This window comes from Paenibacillus sp. LHD-117 (assembly GCF_030929555.1).
Classification (GTDB): Bacteria; Bacillota; Bacilli; order Paenibacillales; family Paenibacillaceae; genus Pristimantibacillus.
This window is the reverse complement of record NZ_JAVFVT010000002.1, coordinates 225272-240643: the sequence shown is the minus strand read 5'-3', so window position 1 is coordinate 240643 and position 15372 is coordinate 225272. Positions and strand designations below refer to the sequence as shown.

The 15372-nt window shown below is 55.8% G+C and carries 17 protein-coding genes; all 17 read left to right on the top strand.

Annotated elements, in window-relative coordinates; genetic code table 11:
- Positions 1–4 precede the first annotated feature (4 nt).
- The 17 genes from RB620_RS02180 (at position 5) to trpA (ending at position 15280) form a co-directional block, all read left to right on the top strand.
- Complete coding sequence (locus RB620_RS02180) at positions 5–727, top strand: demethylmenaquinone methyltransferase (protein ID WP_308091865.1); 723 nt, start codon at positions 5–7, stop codon at positions 725–727.
- Positions 724–1593, top strand: coding sequence for a UbiA-like polyprenyltransferase (locus tag RB620_RS02175; protein WP_308091864.1), 870 nt, complete (start codon positions 724–726; stop codon positions 1591–1593). Before RB620_RS02180 ends, RB620_RS02175 begins: the two co-directional genes overlap by 4 nt.
- Positions 1593–2267: a UbiX family flavin prenyltransferase gene (locus tag RB620_RS02170; protein WP_308091863.1), complete on the top strand. Its 675-nt coding sequence runs from the start codon at positions 1593–1595 to the stop codon at positions 2265–2267. Before RB620_RS02175 ends, RB620_RS02170 begins: the two co-directional genes overlap by 1 nt.
- Complete coding sequence (locus RB620_RS02165; RefSeq protein ID WP_308091862.1) at positions 2230–3090, top strand: menaquinone biosynthetic enzyme MqnA/MqnD family protein; 861 nt, start codon at positions 2230–2232, stop codon at positions 3088–3090. Before RB620_RS02170 ends, RB620_RS02165 begins: the two co-directional genes overlap by 38 nt.
- Positions 3087–4061, top strand: coding sequence for a polyprenyl synthetase family protein (locus RB620_RS02160; protein ID WP_308091861.1), 975 nt, complete (start codon positions 3087–3089; stop codon positions 4059–4061). The genes RB620_RS02165 and RB620_RS02160 overlap by 4 nt, the downstream gene beginning before the upstream one ends.
- 50 nt (positions 4062–4111) lie before the next feature.
- On the top strand, positions 4112–4555 hold the full coding sequence (gene ndk / locus RB620_RS02155) for a nucleoside-diphosphate kinase (RefSeq protein ID WP_308091860.1): 444 nt from the start codon (positions 4112–4114) through the stop codon (positions 4553–4555).
- A gap of 30 nt (positions 4556–4585) precedes the next feature.
- Positions 4586–5365, top strand: coding sequence for a CheR family methyltransferase (locus RB620_RS02150; protein ID WP_308091859.1), 780 nt, complete (start codon positions 4586–4588; stop codon positions 5363–5365).
- Between the two features lie 378 nt (positions 5366–5743).
- Positions 5744–5905, top strand: a complete 162-nt coding sequence (locus RB620_RS02145; protein ID WP_308091858.1) for a hypothetical protein — start codon at positions 5744–5746, stop codon at positions 5903–5905.
- A gap of 275 nt (positions 5906–6180) precedes the next feature.
- Positions 6181–7350, top strand: coding sequence for a chorismate synthase (gene aroC / locus RB620_RS02140; RefSeq protein WP_308091857.1), 1170 nt, complete (start codon positions 6181–6183; stop codon positions 7348–7350).
- A 1-nt stretch (position 7351) separates the two neighbouring features.
- Complete coding sequence (aroB, locus tag RB620_RS02135; RefSeq protein WP_308091856.1) at positions 7352–8452, top strand: 3-dehydroquinate synthase; 1101 nt, start codon at positions 7352–7354, stop codon at positions 8450–8452.
- Complete coding sequence (gene aroH / locus RB620_RS02130; RefSeq protein ID WP_308091855.1) at positions 8449–8823, top strand: chorismate mutase; 375 nt, start codon at positions 8449–8451, stop codon at positions 8821–8823. The genes aroB and aroH overlap by 4 nt, the downstream gene beginning before the upstream one ends.
- 354 nt (positions 8824–9177) lie before the next feature.
- Positions 9178–10758: an anthranilate synthase component I gene (gene trpE, locus RB620_RS02125; protein WP_374121346.1), complete on the top strand. Its 1581-nt coding sequence runs from the start codon at positions 9178–9180 to the stop codon at positions 10756–10758.
- A gap of 1 nt (position 10759) precedes the next feature.
- A complete protein-coding gene (trpD, locus tag RB620_RS02120) occupies positions 10760–11806 on the top strand; it encodes an anthranilate phosphoribosyltransferase (protein ID WP_308091854.1) in 1047 nt (348 codons plus the stop codon).
- The gene (gene trpC / locus RB620_RS02115; protein ID WP_308091853.1) at positions 11796–12593 is read left to right on the top strand and encodes an indole-3-glycerol phosphate synthase TrpC; all 798 of its coding nucleotides are present in this window, start codon (positions 11796–11798) and stop codon (positions 12591–12593) included. Before trpD ends, trpC begins: the two co-directional genes overlap by 11 nt.
- The gene (locus RB620_RS02110; protein ID WP_308091852.1) at positions 12590–13285 is read left to right on the top strand and encodes a phosphoribosylanthranilate isomerase; all 696 of its coding nucleotides are present in this window, start codon (positions 12590–12592) and stop codon (positions 13283–13285) included. The genes trpC and RB620_RS02110 overlap by 4 nt, the downstream gene beginning before the upstream one ends.
- Positions 13282–14487 carry a tryptophan synthase subunit beta gene (gene trpB / locus RB620_RS02105; protein ID WP_308091851.1) on the top strand — a complete coding sequence of 402 codons (1206 nt, stop codon included), beginning with the start codon at positions 13282–13284 and terminating at the stop codon, positions 14485–14487. Before RB620_RS02110 ends, trpB begins: the two co-directional genes overlap by 4 nt.
- Complete coding sequence (gene trpA / locus RB620_RS02100; RefSeq protein ID WP_308091850.1) at positions 14474–15280, top strand: tryptophan synthase subunit alpha; 807 nt, start codon at positions 14474–14476, stop codon at positions 15278–15280. The genes trpB and trpA overlap by 14 nt, the downstream gene beginning before the upstream one ends.
- Positions 15281–15372 lie beyond the last annotated feature (92 nt).

Here is a 15372-nt window from a genome sequence, read left to right as displayed (position 1 = left end):
AAGCGTGGAAACGAATTCTTCCAAGAATCATGTTCATGCCTTATTCGAGACCATCGCTCCGCAATACGATTTCATGAATGACGTCATCAGCTTCCGCAGACATAAGGCTTGGCGGAAGTTTACGATGAAGAAGATGAACGTGCAGAAGGGACAGACCGCGCTGGATATTTGCTGCGGCACTTGCGATTGGACGATCGATCTGGCGCTCGCAGGCGGGCAAGGCGGGATCGTCGGTCTTGATTTCAGCCAGAACATGCTGGACGTAGGGACCGAGAAAATCAAGAAGCTGGATCTGCAGAAAGAAATTACGCTGGTGCAAGGCAATGCCATGAGCTTGCCGTTCCCGGACGATTCCTTCGATTACGTGACGGTTGGTTTCGGCCTTCGTAACGTGCCGGATTTCTTGCAGGTGCTCCGCGAGATGCGCCGCGTCGTCAAGCCGGGCGGCAAGGTCGTCTGCCTGGAGCTGTCGAAGCCGACTTGGCAACCGTTCAAGGGCATTTATTACGTCTATTTCGAAAAAATTATGCCTTTGTTCGGCAAGCTGTTCGCCGGCAGGCTGAAAGAGTATCAATGGCTTCCCGATTCGCTGAAGCAATTCCCGGATTCCAAAGGGCTGACCGAGCTGTACCGGCAAGCCGGATTGCAGGGAACGGACGTCCATCTCTTCTTCGGCGGGATCGCCGCGCTGCACATAGGGACGAAGGGAACTGATTCGGGAGCATGATTCGCAAATTACGCATTATCTTAGAAATGATCAAATTCGAACATACCATTTTCGCGCTGCCATTCGCATTTTTGGGCGCGATTTTGGGATCGGTTGCCATGGAGGGCATGCTTCCTTCGTGGAGCGAAATCGGCTGGGTGACGCTCGCAATGTTCGGCGCCAGAAGCGCGGCGATGAGTCTCAATCGACTCATCGACAGCGCGATCGATCGCAACAATCCACGTACGAGCAATCGCGCTATTCCGGCAGGACTACTGAAGTCGGCCGAAGTTTTGTTGTTTATTCTCGTTTCGTTTGCGCTCTTGTTTATTGCGGCTTACAATTTGGAGCCGATCGCGATGAAGCTGATGCCAATCGCCGTCTTTTTCCTCGTTATTTACTCGTACACCAAACGATTTACTTGGCTGTGCCATATCGTGCTTGGCCTTACGATTGCATTGGCGCCGCTTGGCGGGTGGGTTGCGGTGACCGGCGAATTTTCTCTGTCCGCTTGGCTGTTGTACGGAACGGTAGCGCTTTGGATTGCCGGCTTCGACATTATTTATGCGACGCAGGATTACGAATATGATCGCGGCGCCGGTCTTCATTCCATTCCGGCCAGGTTCGGCATCGCGGGCGCGCTGTGGATCGCGCGCGGACTCCATGCCGTGACGGCCGTCGGATTTATTCTGCTGTTCGTCAGCACGCAGCTCGGCTGGCTGTATTTGGTGGGCGCGTTGTTGTCCGTCGGAATGCTGTTCTATCAACATTATTTGGTACGGCCAACGGACTTGTCCCGCGTCCAGACGGCTTTCTTCGGCATGAACGGCACGCTGAGCGTTGTTCTGTTCGTGTTCGCTTTCGTAGATTTGGCGGTGTTGCGTTAATGGCGGGTCATGAAAGCTTGTACCGGCGTTCGGCAGGGCGAAGACGTTGGGTCGTCGGCATTACGGGAGCTAGCGGAGCCATCTACGGTATCCGGCTGATCGAGGAGCTGCTCAAGCAAGATTTCGAAGTTCATCTCGTCATAACGGAAGCGGGCTGGCGAGTATTGAAGGAAGAATTGGGCTGGGAGGCCAGCAGGCGCGCGGCTGCGCTAGAGCGCAGGTTCGGCGATCGCCTGTCGGCCGGCCAGCTCATCCATCATCCGAACGCAGACATCGGAGCTTCGATCGCAAGCGGTTCGTTCCGCGTCGAAGGTATGCTGATCATGCCCTGCTCCATGGGGACACTGTCATCCATCGCGCATGGCATCTCGGACGACTTGATGACGCGAGCGGCGGACGTCATGCTGAAGGAAGGACGCAGGCTGCTGCTTGTGCCTCGCGAAACGCCACTGCACGCGATACATCTTGAGAACATGCTCACGCTTGCGAGACTAGGCGTTCGAATCGTGCCGGCTATGCCGGCCTTTTATTACAAGCCCCAATCCATGGACGAGATGATCGATTTCCTCGTGGGCAAAGTATTGGACAGCATAGAAATAGATCATGATTTGTACAGAAGATGGGGAGATGAACAGCATGGCACAGGGACGCCGGATCACGGTCGGGAGGATTGATTACGCGAACGCGTGGCCATTGTTTCACGGCTTGGAGGATCACGCCCGCGGCATGTCATACGAGCTCGTCTCGCGCGTCCCGTCGGCCTTAAACGCGCTTCTGCAGCAAGGGAAGCTGGACGTATCGGCCATCTCTTCGTTCTCTTATGGCCGTTATGCCGAAGATTACGTCCTGCTGCCGAAGTTATCCGTCGGTTCGGTGGGTAGAGTCTATTCGATTCTATTGTTCCTGAAGCAGCCGATCGAAGAGAGTCGTCCGGCAAAGATCGCGGTTACAACAGCCTCGGAGACATCCATCAATTTGCTCAAAATCATCATGTCCATGCGTTACGGTTTTGAGCCCGAATACATACCGGCGGAGCCGGATCTGGACCGCATGCTCGAGACGGCGGACGCGGCGCTGCTCATCGGCGATCCCGCGATCCGCGCGTCATGGAGCAATCATAACCTGCATGTGCTCGATTTGGGCGAGCAATGGAACGAGTGGACGGGGCTAGGCATGACATATGCGGTCGTCGCGGCGAGAAGAGAGTGGGTCCGCTCCGCCGGGGAAGATGTCCACGCGCTCTACGATGCAATGACGGCCGCAAGGCTGGCCAACGTGGCGCATCCGGACCTGCTCGTGGATCAAGCGTGCCGGCAGCTTGGCGGCGACGAGAATTATTGGCGCGTATACTTTCAAGCGCTTAGATACGATTTCGACGAGAAGCTGCAGCGGGGGCTCGGCTTGTATTTCCAATATGCGGCAGCACTCGGTTTGCTGAAGGAAGGGGTAAGCTTGAGTTTCCTGGAAGAACAATTTCCCCTAAAGGTGAATGAATGAAACTACTAGACTTGTATGCAAAGATGAAAGGCGATCTGAATCAGATCGAGCTGGAGCTGGAACGCAGCGTCTCGGACGACCATGCGCTGCTAAGCGAATCTTCCACGCATCTGCTTAAGGCGGGCGGCAAGCGGATCCGGCCGGTCTTCGTGCTGCTGTCGGGCAAGTTTGGAGATTACCAGCTGGATGTCATGAAACAGATCGCTGTGCCGCTTGAGCTGATCCATATGGCATCGCTCGTGCATGACGACGTCATCGACGACGCGGAGACTCGCAGAGGACAGCTGACCGTCAAAGCCAAATGGGATAACCGCATTGCGATGTACACGGGCGATTACATCCACGGCAAAGCGCTGGCCATCGCGACGAAACTGCCCAATCCAATCATTCACCAAGTATTGTCGAAGGCGCTTGTTGAGATGTGCATCGGCGAGATGGAGCAAATTCGGGACTTCTTCAATACCGAGCAGTCGATTCGAAATTACCTGCTGCGCATTCGGCGCAAAACGGCCCTGTTGATCGCGATCAGCTGCCAGCTCGGTGCGATTGCCGCAGGCGCCGAGCAGTCTGTATCAAACGCGCTGTACCGGTTCGGATATAACGTCGGAATGGCGTTCCAGATCCGGGACGACCTGCTCGATCTGTACGGTACGGAGAAACAAATCGGCAAACCGCCGGGCTCCGACATGAGGCAAGGCAATATTACGCTGCCCGTCATTCTAGCGCTTCGCGACGAACGGATCCGCGGCACGCTGCTGGACGAGATCACGTTGATCCGGTCACGGGAAGGCAGAGGCGATGCCAAACGCGCCATCGATCTGATCCGCGGCAGCAAAGGCGGCGATCTCGCGGATGTCATGGCCACACGCTATATCGCAAAAGCTTTGCAGGCGTTAGAAGGATTGCCGAACATTACGGCGAAAAAGAACTTAATCGACATTGCCCATTTTGTCGGGAAGCGCAACTATTAGTTTCGAACAAGCTCTACTAAACTTAAGGTGCAGGAAGGAATGGTATGCAGATGGAACAAACATTTCTCATGATTAAACCCGATGGCGTACAGCGTGGCTTAATCGGCGAAATCGTAGGGCGCTTCGAGAGAAAAGGGCTGCAGCTGTCGGCGGCCAAGTTCATGCAGGTGTCGCGCGAGCTTGCCGAGCTGCATTATGCGGAGCATAAGGGCAAGTCTTTCTACGAGCCGCTCCTCGCCTTTATTACATCCGGACCGGTATTCGCCATGGTGTGGAGCGGCGACAACGCGGTCGCATTGACCCGCGCCATGATCGGCAAGACCGACGCGATCGATGCGGCGCCGGGCACGATTCGTTCTGATTTTGCGGTACATACCAATTATAATCTGATCCACGGCTCCGATTCGCCGGAGAGCGCCAAACGGGAAATCGCGAATTTCTTCGCGCCCGAAGAGGTTGTCGCCTTCGAGCATACGATACAAGCCTGGATTTAACCGCTCAACATACATCCCATGGAGGCTCCCATGTCCGAAGATCAAGACTTCTCTCAATTCATCGTCCAAATCAAGCGGAAGACCGACATCGACCTGTCCCAGTACAAGGAAGCGCAGATGAAACGCCGGCTCACGACGCTTCGGACGAAACATGGATTCTCTACGTTTGACCTTTATTATCAAGCGCTGGAACAGAGCCGGGCGCTTCTGAACGAGTTTCTGGACCGGATGACGATTAACGTATCCGAATTTTGGCGAAACCCGCAGCGATGGGAAGTGCTTCAGAATCGGTTCTTGCCCGAAATCGCGAAGGCGGGCGCAAAGCCGCGCATTTGGAGCGCGGCTTGCTCGACCGGCGAGGAGCCGTACACGATCGCGATGATTTTGTCGGAGATGGGTTTGCTCGAACGGTCGTCGCTGCTTGCGACGGACCTAGACTTGGGCGTTTTGCAGAAAGCGCAGGAGGGCATTTACCTGGAGCGTTCGCTTCGCGATATGCCGAAGACGTGCAGAAGCAAATATTTTAAGGAATCGGAAGGCGCTTATGCGGTATCCGAAACCCTGAAGCGAGCCGTGACGTTCAGGCAAGGAAATCTTCTCTACGACAAGTTCGAATCCGGCTTCGATTTGATCGTTTGCCGGAATGTCATGATTTATTTTACGGATGAAGCCAAACATAACCTGTATCATAAATTCGCCGCCGCGCTGAAGCCGGGCGGACTGCTGTTCGTGGGCAGCACTGAACAAATTTTTAATCCATCGCAATACGTCTTCGAAACGGCCGACACCTTTTTCTACCGCCGCTTATAATGCGTGTTCAAAAAGATTCGATGTCGAGTACGCTGCTTGCTATGCTTCGTGATCAAAAGTGGACTTTTTGAACTTCCTCCTATTACAGGTTCAAAAAGTTCGCTTTTCAGCACATGGGATTATGCTTCCGATGCTGCGTTTTTCAAAAACGCTGTAGAAGGTTGAAAGAAGCTAGGAAATGAGGAGCGGAGCGTAGCTGTAAGCTACGTGAGCACCGGAAGTTCCGGCTGAATTCAAGATTCGATGTCGAGTACGCTGCTTGCTATGCTTCGTGATCAAAAGTGGACTTTTTGAACTTCCTATGTCGAGGGCAGGTATACGTCTTTCCATCTTCTCCTATACTAGTGCTATGGAATTCCGCTTGGAGGGTGACAGAAGATGGACAAACTTAAAGTAATAGCCGCGTATAGACGCGGGTTTATTACGATACAGGAATGCGCGCAAATTATCGGCGTCGACAGCAAACAAATCAATCGGCTGGTGAACGACCCGAAGCTTGCGGCTCCCGAGATGACGAGGCTCGAGGGGCAATCCGTATAGAAGTTGGATGATCGGCTGTCTAGAAAACCGTGAATGACCCTGACGGGTATCACGGTTTTTTTGTTTCCGCTAACGGTTGATGGACGATAAACGATTACTCAATTTAACAGGTTTTGGTCGAAAATGTAATTTGACTCATAAACGCTTCGACGCGTCGAAGCAAAAGGCTGTGATTTCTTGTCAAACCTGCACCTCTGTACTATAATGAGCAAAGATGTTTAGGGAGAGATGACAGCGGGCGCAGTCAGGCCTAGCGCTGAAGGAGGAGCTTTAGCTTGAGTTTACGTTACTTGACAGCGGGAGAAACCCACGGTCCCCAATTGACCGCCATTATAGAGGGTTTGCCAAGCAATCTTACGATCGATTTCGAAGAATTGAATTTCCAATTGCATCGGCGCCAGAAGGGACACGGCCGAGGACGCAGAATGCAAATCGAGAAAGACACGGCCGACATCGTCGGAGGCGTGCGTCATGGCAGAACAACGGGAGCGCCGGTTGCGCTGATCGTCAAAAACAACGACTGGAAACATTGGACATCGGTCATGAACATTGAGCCGATCGAAGGCAGCGACGAAGAGAAACGCAGAGTGCACCGTCCGCGTCCGGGTCATGCCGACCTGAACGGGGGTCTCAAATACAATTTAAAGGATCTTCGCAACGTACTCGAGCGCTCCAGCGCGCGGGAGACTGCCGTGCGCGTCGGCGTTGGGGCGATCGCCCGCCAGCTGCTGGCCGAATTCGGCATTAAGGTAGCCGGTCAGGTGATCCGCATCGGGGAGATCGAAGCTCCTCCGAACCAACTGTCGGTGGACGAATTGATCCGCCTGACGGAAGAATCCTCCGTTCGCGTTGTCGACAAGGAAACCGAGGAAAAGATGACCGCTCACATCGACCAGATCAAAGCGGAAGGCGATTCCATCGGCGGCATCGTGGAATGTATCATCGAAGGCGCGCCGATCGGACTCGGCAGCCATGTGCAATGGGACCGCAAGCTGGACGGACGCATCGCGCAAGCGGTGATGTCGATCAACGCTTTCAAGGGCTGCGAGATCGGCATTGGCTTCGAAGCGGCGAAGCTGCGCGGTTCACAGGTGCACGACGAAATTTTATACGACGCGGAGAAGGGATACCATCGAGCGACGAACCGTCTAGGCGGCTTCGAAGGCGGCATGACCAACGGCGAGCAAATCGTCGTTCGCGGCGTTATGAAGCCGATTCCGACCCTATACAAACCGCTCCGCAGCGTCGATATCGATACGAAGGAACCGTTCACGGCACAAGTCGAGCGATCGGATAGCTGCGCGGTGCCTGCGGCAAGCGTCGTCATGGAGCATGTCGTCGCTTGGGAAGTTGCGAAGGCGTTCCTGGAGAAGTTCGGCGGCGATTCCATCGAGGAAATCCGCGCGAACCTGAAGAACTACCAGGAACAATTGGAGAGCTACTAATATGCGCGAGCTGACGGTCGAATTAGGCGAACGCTCCTACCCGATTTATATTGGGGAAGGTCTGCTGGACGACGCGGCTTCCTATTTCAAGAAACACGGCATTAGCTCGAAGTCGCCCATCCTAGTCATAACCGACGAACACGTGGCGCCGCATTATCTGGACAAATTGATCGGTCAATTAACCGCGGGCGGCTTCAAAGCCGTCCCGGCTGTCGTGCCTGCCGGCGAAAGCTCCAAGTCGCTTGCCAAGCTGGAGCAGCTCGTCACGAAAGCGTTGGAAGCCGGTCTCGACCGCAAATCCGCGATCGTGGCGCTTGGCGGCGGCGTCGTAGGCGACCTCGCCGGCTACGCTGCTGCATCCTATATGAGGGGCATTAAGTTCGTTCAGATTCCAACGACGATTCTTGCTCACGACAGCAGCGTCGGAGGCAAGGTAGCCGTTAATCATCCGCTCGCCAAAAACATCATTGGAGCGTTTCATCAACCGGAATTCGTACTCTACGATTTGAAGACGCTGCAATCGCTGCCGCCGCGCGAGGTTTGCTCCGGTTTGGCGGAAGTCGTGAAGCATGGCTTGATTTGGGATTCCGAATTTGTCGACTGGTGCGACGTTAACGCGGAGAAGCTGCTCGCTCTTGATCCGGAAGCGCTGGGCTATGCGCTTTATAAGGGCTGCGGCGTGAAGGCGAACGTCGTCTCCCAGGATGAGCGGGAGAACGGGTTGCGCGCGATTTTGAATCTCGGCCATACGATCGGTCACGCCCTAGAGGCTGTCGCGGGTTACAACGAGCTTCAGCACGGGGAAGCGATCTCGATCGGCATGATCGGATCCGCTAAGCTCGGCGTACGCTACGGGGCGCCTGACGAAGTTTATACGGTCACGAAGCGCGCGCTGGAGCGCTGCGGACTGCCCGTCGTATTGCCGCAGCATTTCGACGTTGACGCGGTCATGGCGGCAATGATGCATGATAAGAAATTCGCTGAAGGAACGATGGTATTCGTCGTGCCAACAGCAATCGGGAAAGTCGAGATCAAATCGGACGTACCGGTGGAATGGGTAAGGGAAATCGTGGAGGAATTGAAACGGGAGGCGCAGCAATGAGTGTAAGAGGAATACGGGGAGCCATAACGGTAGAAGCGAACGAAGCGAAGCTCATCTCCGCAGCCACGCTGGAGACGGTGAATGCCATCATGGCGTCGAACGATATCGAGCCCGCCGACATTTGCAGCGTACTGATTACCGTCACGCAGGATTTGGACGATTCGTTCCCGGCGCAAGCCGTAAGGCAACTGCCGGGCTGGGAGCTCGTCCCGCTGATGTGCGCGCTCGAGGTACCGGTGAAAGGCAGTCTGGAACGATGCGTGAGATTGATGGTGCTTGTTAACACCGAAAAAAGCCAAGCCGAGATTCAGCACATTTATTTGGGCGGCGCGCAGGCGCTCCGGCCGGATTTGGCTAAGGCGAAAGCCTAACTTACGAAAGTTCGGGTTGACGCTTGGTTAACCATGCTTTATATTTATACCCATAGGTGAGTTTAGAGAAGCAGTTAGTTAGCCGAGATGAGACGAGTAGAGATGAGCAGAGAAGAGCTTAGCTGAGTTGCGATGCAAGACGGTTATGTTGGCATAGCCAATCCCACAGGGGGGAGGTATGCCGCGCGGAAAGTTTTTCCGAGCCAAGCGCGTTTTGGCTTTACCGTGGTGCAGCATTGCTAGGTTTCCGATCACCTTCGTTATCATTTAATCAGGCGCTCCTGCTTCCGGCAGGAGTTTTTTTAATTTCTATGCGCTCGAGAAATAAATGATATTTAACGGAGGTCGATCATCGTGACGAATGAACTAAAGAAAATTATCCAATTGGCTGGCACGTATAATTTGATTCCGATCGTTCGATATATTTTGGCGGATACGGAAACGCCGATTCGGCTGTTCCAGCATTTCGCGAAGGAAGAGCATGCCTTCCTCCTGGAGAGCGTGGAAGGAGGCGCCAAGTGGGCTCGATATTCCTTTATCGGCACCGATCCTTTCCTGAAGCTATATGGCAAACACGGGGAGATGGTGCTGGAACACGGCGATTCAAGAACGGTGCTCAAGGATAAGCCGATCGAGCTGCTGAAAGCGAAGCTTCGCTCGTTCCGAAGCCCTTCATTGCCGGAAATCCCGCCGTTCACGGGAGGCGCGATCGGATTTTTTGGATACGATCTTCTGCAATATTACGAGAAGCTGCCCGCTCATCGTATCGACGACTTGCAGATGAACGATATGCAATTCATGTTCTGCGATCAAGTCGTCGTATTCGACCACTTAAAGCAGCAGCTGCAGATGATCGGCAACGTTCATATTCCCGAAGGAGCGACAGACGGCGAAATCGCCGAAGCCTATGCCAAGGCGGTCGATAAACTGGATGCGCTTGTCGCCAGACTTCAGCAGCCTCCAGCCTATCCCGCGATGGCGCCGGCGATGGCGTATCCATCCGATCCGGACCTCGGCGACGTTGAATCCAATCTGACGAAGGAACAATTTATCGGCAACGTGGAGCACGCCAAGGAATATATCCGTTCGGGCGACATATTCCAGGTCGTGTTGTCCCAGCGGTTCAGCATCGACACGGATATCGATCCGCTGCATGTATACCGCGTTCTGCGGACGATGAACCCTTCGCCGTATATGTATTATTTGAAGATGGGCGAGGAGGTCATCGTCGGCACATCCCCGGAAGCGCTCGTGAAAGTATCCGGCGGTCGCGTCGAGACGCGGCCGATTGCCGGCACCAGACCGCGCGGGGCGACGCCCGAAGAGGACCTGGCGCTGGAGCGCGAGCTGCTGGCGGACGAGAAGGAGAGGGCCGAACATCTGATGCTCGTCGATCTAGGCCGCAACGATATCGGCCGCGTGTCGGAGTTCGGCAGCGTCCGCTGCGATTCGTTCATGGAGATCGAACGTTACTCCCATGTCATGCATATCGTCTCCAACGTATCCGGCAAGCTGCATCCGGACAAAGACTTTTTCGATGCTTTTATTTCCTGCCTGCCTGCGGGCACGGTATCCGGCGCGCCGAAGCTTCGGGCGATGGAAATCATCGCGGAGCTCGAGAACGAAGCGCGCGGCGCCTATGCGGGAGCGATCGGTTACTTAGGCTTCGGCGGCACGATGGACACCTGCATTACGATCCGCACGATCATTTTCAAGCACGGCAAGGCTTACGTGCAGAGCGGGGCCGGCATCGTATGGGACTCCGTGCCGGAGAACGAATACATGGAGACGGTGAACAAAGCGAAAGGCATGCTCAAATCGATTCGCGCCGCGGAAGCGAGCTTCGGCAAGGCCAAGCGGTCGCCGCAGCAAGAGTCGGTCTCGGTATCGGTCAACTCGGATTACGAAGTTGCAACGAGAGAGGGGCGGGGTTAGGATGGAAACGATGGTCATGACGATGCAGCAAGCGTTGAACAAGGTGATCGGCGGCGAGAATCTATCCCGCTCGGAAGCGGGGCACGTGATGGGCACCATTATGAACGGCGAGGCGACTCCCGCCCAGATCGGCGCGATCGCGACGGCGCTGCGCATGAAAGGCGAGACGAAAGACGAAATTACCGGCTTCGCGGAAGTGATGCGAAATCACGCGAGCCAAGTCCAATCCGGATACGGCGAGCTGCTGGATACTTGCGGAACGGGCGGCTCCGGCATTCATAAATTCAATATTTCGACGGCATCGTCCATTATCGCGGCGGCCGCGGGGATTCGAGTGGCGAAACACGGCAACCGCGCCATGTCGGGCAAGACGGGAAGCGCGGACGTTCTTGAAGCGCTGGGAGTCCAGATCAGCCTTACGCCCGAGCAAGCAGCTTCCTGCTTGAAGGAAATCGGCATCTGTTTTATGTTCGCCCAGCTGTATCATCCGTCCTTGAGACATGCGGCCGCGCCTCGGCGCGAGCTAGGCATTCGCACGATATTCAACATGCTCGGTCCGCTGACGAATCCGGCGGGCGCCGACAGGCAACTGCTCGGCTTGTATGACCGGACTAGAACGGCGACGATCGCCGAAGTGCTCGGCGAGCTTGGGTTGGACCGGGCGATGGTCGTAAGCAGCCATGACGGACTCGACGAGATTAGCATTTCGGCCCCGACGCAAATCTCCGAGCTTCGAAGCGGCGCGGTTACGACATACGATTTGGTGCCGGAAGAGCTTGGTCTTCGCCGGCATCCGATAGGCGACGTGAAGGGCGGAGAACCGGCGGTTAACGCGAACATCATCCGCTCGATCTTCGGCGGGGAAGAGCGCGGAGCTTATCGCGATATCGTGCTTGCGAATGCCGGCGCTTGCATCTATGTGGGCGGCCTCGCGTCAACGCTGAAGGAAGGGGTAGCCCTGGCGGCGGAAGTCATTGATTCCGGCAAGGCCAAGGTTAAGCTGCAAGAGCTTATTCAAACGACAGGAGAGTTGACACATGTTTCTTGATCGAATCGTAGCAACCAAACATGCGGAGGTCGAAGAGCTGGCGGGCCGGTTCTGGTTATCCGACGTCGAAAGGCGAATCGCGGAGATGGAAGCGTGCCGGGGCTTCGAACGCGCGCTTCAAGCGGGCAACCGCAACCGGAATATGGGACTGATCGCGGAGGTAAAAAAAGCTTCGCCGTCGAAGGGGCTTATTCGGGCCGACTTTGAACCGGCGGGCCTTGCCTCATCATATGAAGTGGCCGGCACGGACTGCATCTCCGTACTGACGGATCGCGATTATTTCCAAGGGCATAACGACTTTTTGACGCTTGTGAAGCACACGGTTAACGTACCGCTTCTTCGCAAAGACTTTATTATCGATTATCGACAAATTTATGAAGCGCGACTTATCGGGGCGGACGCCATTCTGCTGATAGCCGCGATTCTGACAACCGAGCAGCTGGCGGAGTTTTACGAGCTTGCGCGCGCGCTCGGCATGGACGTACTGGTCGAGGTCCACGACTCGGAAGAGCTCGAGCGGGTGCTCTCCCTTGGTAAAGCCACGCTAATCGGCATCAATAACCGAAATTTAAAGACGTTCGTTACCGATCTGCGCACGACCGAGCAGTTGATCGGCATGATGCCGAAGGATGTAACGGTCATTAGCGAGAGCGGCATCGCGGGCCGCGACGATATGGGGTATCTGCAATCGGTCGGGGCGCATGGCGTATTGATTGGGGAACATTTCATGCGGCAAGGCGATGTGAAGGAAGCCGTTGATCAATTGATGGGACCGGTGCAAGGATGAAACCATCGCAACCGCGCATCAAAATATGCGGCTTAAAGGACGCATCGACGATCGCGTCCATGAACGGTCTGCCGTTTCACGAGATCGGCTTTGTTTTCGCACCTAGCAAACGCCAAGTAAGCAAGGAAGAAGCGGCGATTCTTCTCCAAGCGGCCGAGCGCATCACCGGTGCGAACGGCAAGCCGCCATTGACGGTCGGAGTATTCGTCGACGCCACCATGGAGGAAATGGACGAGCTGCTCGCCGTTGTTCCGCTCCATGTCGTACAGCTTCATGGATCCGAGTCGCCGGGCTACTGCTCGGAGCTTAGACGAAGACATCCCGGCATCGCCGTCTGGCGGGTGTTCTCCGTCGGGAAGGGAACCGGGAGCGGCGCGGCGAATGTACAGTCAGAGGATGCCGCCATTCGATTGGAACCTTACCGGGGCGCGATTGACGCCGTCCTTATCGATGCGCCGGGCGGCGGAACGGGAGAGCCGTTCGCGTGGTCGGCCATCGAGTCGTACAAGCTGGCGGCATTGGCGATGGAGCTGCCTTTGTACGTAGCCGGGGGACTAAATGCCGATAACGTTCAACAACTTTTGCGCTCGCATGCTCCGAACGGAGTTGACGTATCGAGCGGCGTAGAAACGGAAGGGCGCAAGGATATCGACAAAATCAGATTATTCGTGAGAAAGGTGACTGAAGCATGATACAAATACCTGATGCAAGCGGCAGGTTCGGGAAGTTCGGCGGCCGCTACGTACCGGAGACGTTAATGAACGCGTTGCTCGAACTCGAAGAAGCTTACGTTCATTACGCCAAGGATCCGGAATTCCAGCAGGAGGTCCGCGATTTGCTCCATAAATATTCGGGTCGGCCTACCTCGCTATACTACGCGAAGCGGTTAAGCGAGCAGCTCGGCGGCGCGAAGGTTTACTTGAAGCGGGAGGATCTTAACCATACCGGCGCTCACAAAATCAACAATACGATCGGGCAAGGCGTGCTTGCCAAACGCATGGGCAAAACCAAAATCATTGCGGAGACCGGCGCCGGTCAACACGGCGTCGCTTCTGCGACGATCGCCGCGCTCCTAGGGCTCGAATGCAAAGTGTTCATGGGGGAAGAAGACATGAAGCGCCAGCAGCTCAACGTCTTCCGCATGAATTTGCTCGGCTCCGAGGTCGTGCCCGTTACTTCCGGCACGCGCACGCTCAAGGACGCTTGCAACGAAACGCTGCGTTATTGGGTCAGCCATGTGACCGATACGTATTATATCCTCGGTTCCGTAACGGGTCCTCATCCTTACCCGATGATGGTTCGCGACTTCCAGCGCATCATCGGCGACGAAGCCCGCGAGCAAATCCTGAAAGAAGAAGGCCGTCTGCCGGATTACGTCGTTGCGGCCGTAGGCGGCGGGAGCAACGCGATGGGAATTTTCCATCCGTTCGTGAATGATGACGGCGTGCGTCTGCTCGGCGTAGAAGCGGCTGGCAGAGGCGTGCACACGGAAGAGCATGCGGCGACCATGACGAAGGGGCGCCATGGCGTATTCCAAGGCTCTCTGAGCTACGTGCTTCAGGATGATCACGGTCAAGTGCTGCCGGCCCACTCCATTTCTGCCGGGCTCGACTATCCGGGCATTGGTCCGGAGCATGCGTATCTCAAAGATTCGGGGCGCGCGGAGTACGTGCCGATTACGGACGCAGAGGCGCTTGAGGCGCTGCAGCTGCTTTCCCGCACGGAAGGAATCATCCCCGCGCTGGAATCCGCGCATGCGATCGCGCAGACGCTTAAGCTTGCGCCGACGCTGGACAAGGACAAAGTCATCGTCGTCAGCTTATCCGGTCGCGGCGACAAGGACGTCGAGGCGATCATGGGTTATTTGGGAGGCAAGAGCGATGAATCTCATTGATCAAAAGTTTGCGAGCCTTAAGGCCGAAGGCCGTTCGGCTCTTATTCCGTTCATTACCGTTGGCGACCCCGATGCGGATACGACGCTCGCCCTGATTCAGGAGCTGGAGCGTTCGGGAGCGGACATGATCGAGCTCGGCGTGCCGTACTCCGATCCGCTGGCGGACGGCCCCGTCATCCAGCGCGCCTCCGAGAGGGCGCTTCGGGGCACGGTTACGCTCGCGGATTGTATCGGCATGGCGGAACGTGCGCGCGAGGCAGGGGTTACGATTCCTCTGATCCTGTTTACCTACTTCAATCCGGTCCTCCAATTCGGACTCGATTCGTTCTTCTCCCTCGTGAAGAGCAAAGGCATTAGCGGTCTCATTATTCCGGATCTGCCGATCGAAGAGGATGAAGAGGTCCGCGAGCGGGCCGAGCAGGCGGATATCCATCTCATCCCCCTGGTTGCTCCGACTTCGAAGGACCGCGTGACGCGAATTGCCAGCAAAGCGAAAGGTTTCGTTTATTGCGTCTCGTCGCTCGGCGTAACGGGCGTGCGCTCCGAATTCCACAGCGACATCGATCAATTCCTGGCTACGGTCCGGGAAGCGACCGATCAGCCGATCTGCATCGGCTTCGGCATCTCCAGCCGCGAGCAGGTCGAAAGGTTCGAACGAGTTTGCGACGGCGTCGTCGTAGGCAGCGCCATCGTCCGCAAGATCGAAGAACAGCTGCCTCTACTGCGCGACATGGATACGAGAGGACAGGGGCTCCGGCTAGTCGGGGAATTCGTTGCCTCGCTGAAAGGTTAACGTACTGCTGCGCGTCCGACATCCGTGCCATTGCAGGTTGCGGAGTCGATGGATAAGTGCCTTCCCGCTTGGGAGGGCTCTTTCATTTTGCA

What these genes read in the sequence shown, in the direction of transcription:
- trpA (WP_308091850.1), top strand. Translation starts at nt 14,474, where the DNA reads ATGAATCTCATTGATCAAAAGTTTGCGAGCCTTAAGGCCGAAGGCCGT.
- RB620_RS02160 (WP_308091861.1), top strand. Translation starts at nt 3,087, where the DNA reads ATGAAACTACTAGACTTGTATGCAAAGATGAAAGGCGATCTGAATCAG.
- aroB (WP_308091856.1), top strand. Translation starts at nt 7,352, where the DNA reads ATGCGCGAGCTGACGGTCGAATTAGGCGAACGCTCCTACCCGATTTAT.
- RB620_RS02175 (WP_308091864.1), top strand. Translation starts at nt 724, where the DNA reads ATGATTCGCAAATTACGCATTATCTTAGAAATGATCAAATTCGAACAT.
- RB620_RS02145 (WP_308091858.1), top strand. Translation starts at nt 5,744, where the DNA reads ATGGACAAACTTAAAGTAATAGCCGCGTATAGACGCGGGTTTATTACG.
- RB620_RS02165 (WP_308091862.1), top strand. Translation starts at nt 2,230, where the DNA reads ATGGCACAGGGACGCCGGATCACGGTCGGGAGGATTGATTACGCGAAC.
- trpC (WP_308091853.1), top strand. Translation starts at nt 11,796, where the DNA reads ATGTTTCTTGATCGAATCGTAGCAACCAAACATGCGGAGGTCGAAGAG.
- aroH (WP_308091855.1), top strand. Translation starts at nt 8,449, where the DNA reads ATGAGTGTAAGAGGAATACGGGGAGCCATAACGGTAGAAGCGAACGAA.
- trpB (WP_308091851.1), top strand. Translation starts at nt 13,282, where the DNA reads ATGATACAAATACCTGATGCAAGCGGCAGGTTCGGGAAGTTCGGCGGC.
- RB620_RS02170 (WP_308091863.1), top strand. Translation starts at nt 1,593, where the DNA reads ATGGCGGGTCATGAAAGCTTGTACCGGCGTTCGGCAGGGCGAAGACGT.
- RB620_RS02110 (WP_308091852.1), top strand. Translation starts at nt 12,590, where the DNA reads ATGAAACCATCGCAACCGCGCATCAAAATATGCGGCTTAAAGGACGCA.
- ndk (WP_308091860.1), top strand. Translation starts at nt 4,112, where the DNA reads ATGGAACAAACATTTCTCATGATTAAACCCGATGGCGTACAGCGTGGC.
- trpD (WP_308091854.1), top strand. Translation starts at nt 10,760, where the DNA reads ATGGAAACGATGGTCATGACGATGCAGCAAGCGTTGAACAAGGTGATC.
- RB620_RS02150 (WP_308091859.1), top strand. Translation starts at nt 4,586, where the DNA reads ATGTCCGAAGATCAAGACTTCTCTCAATTCATCGTCCAAATCAAGCGG.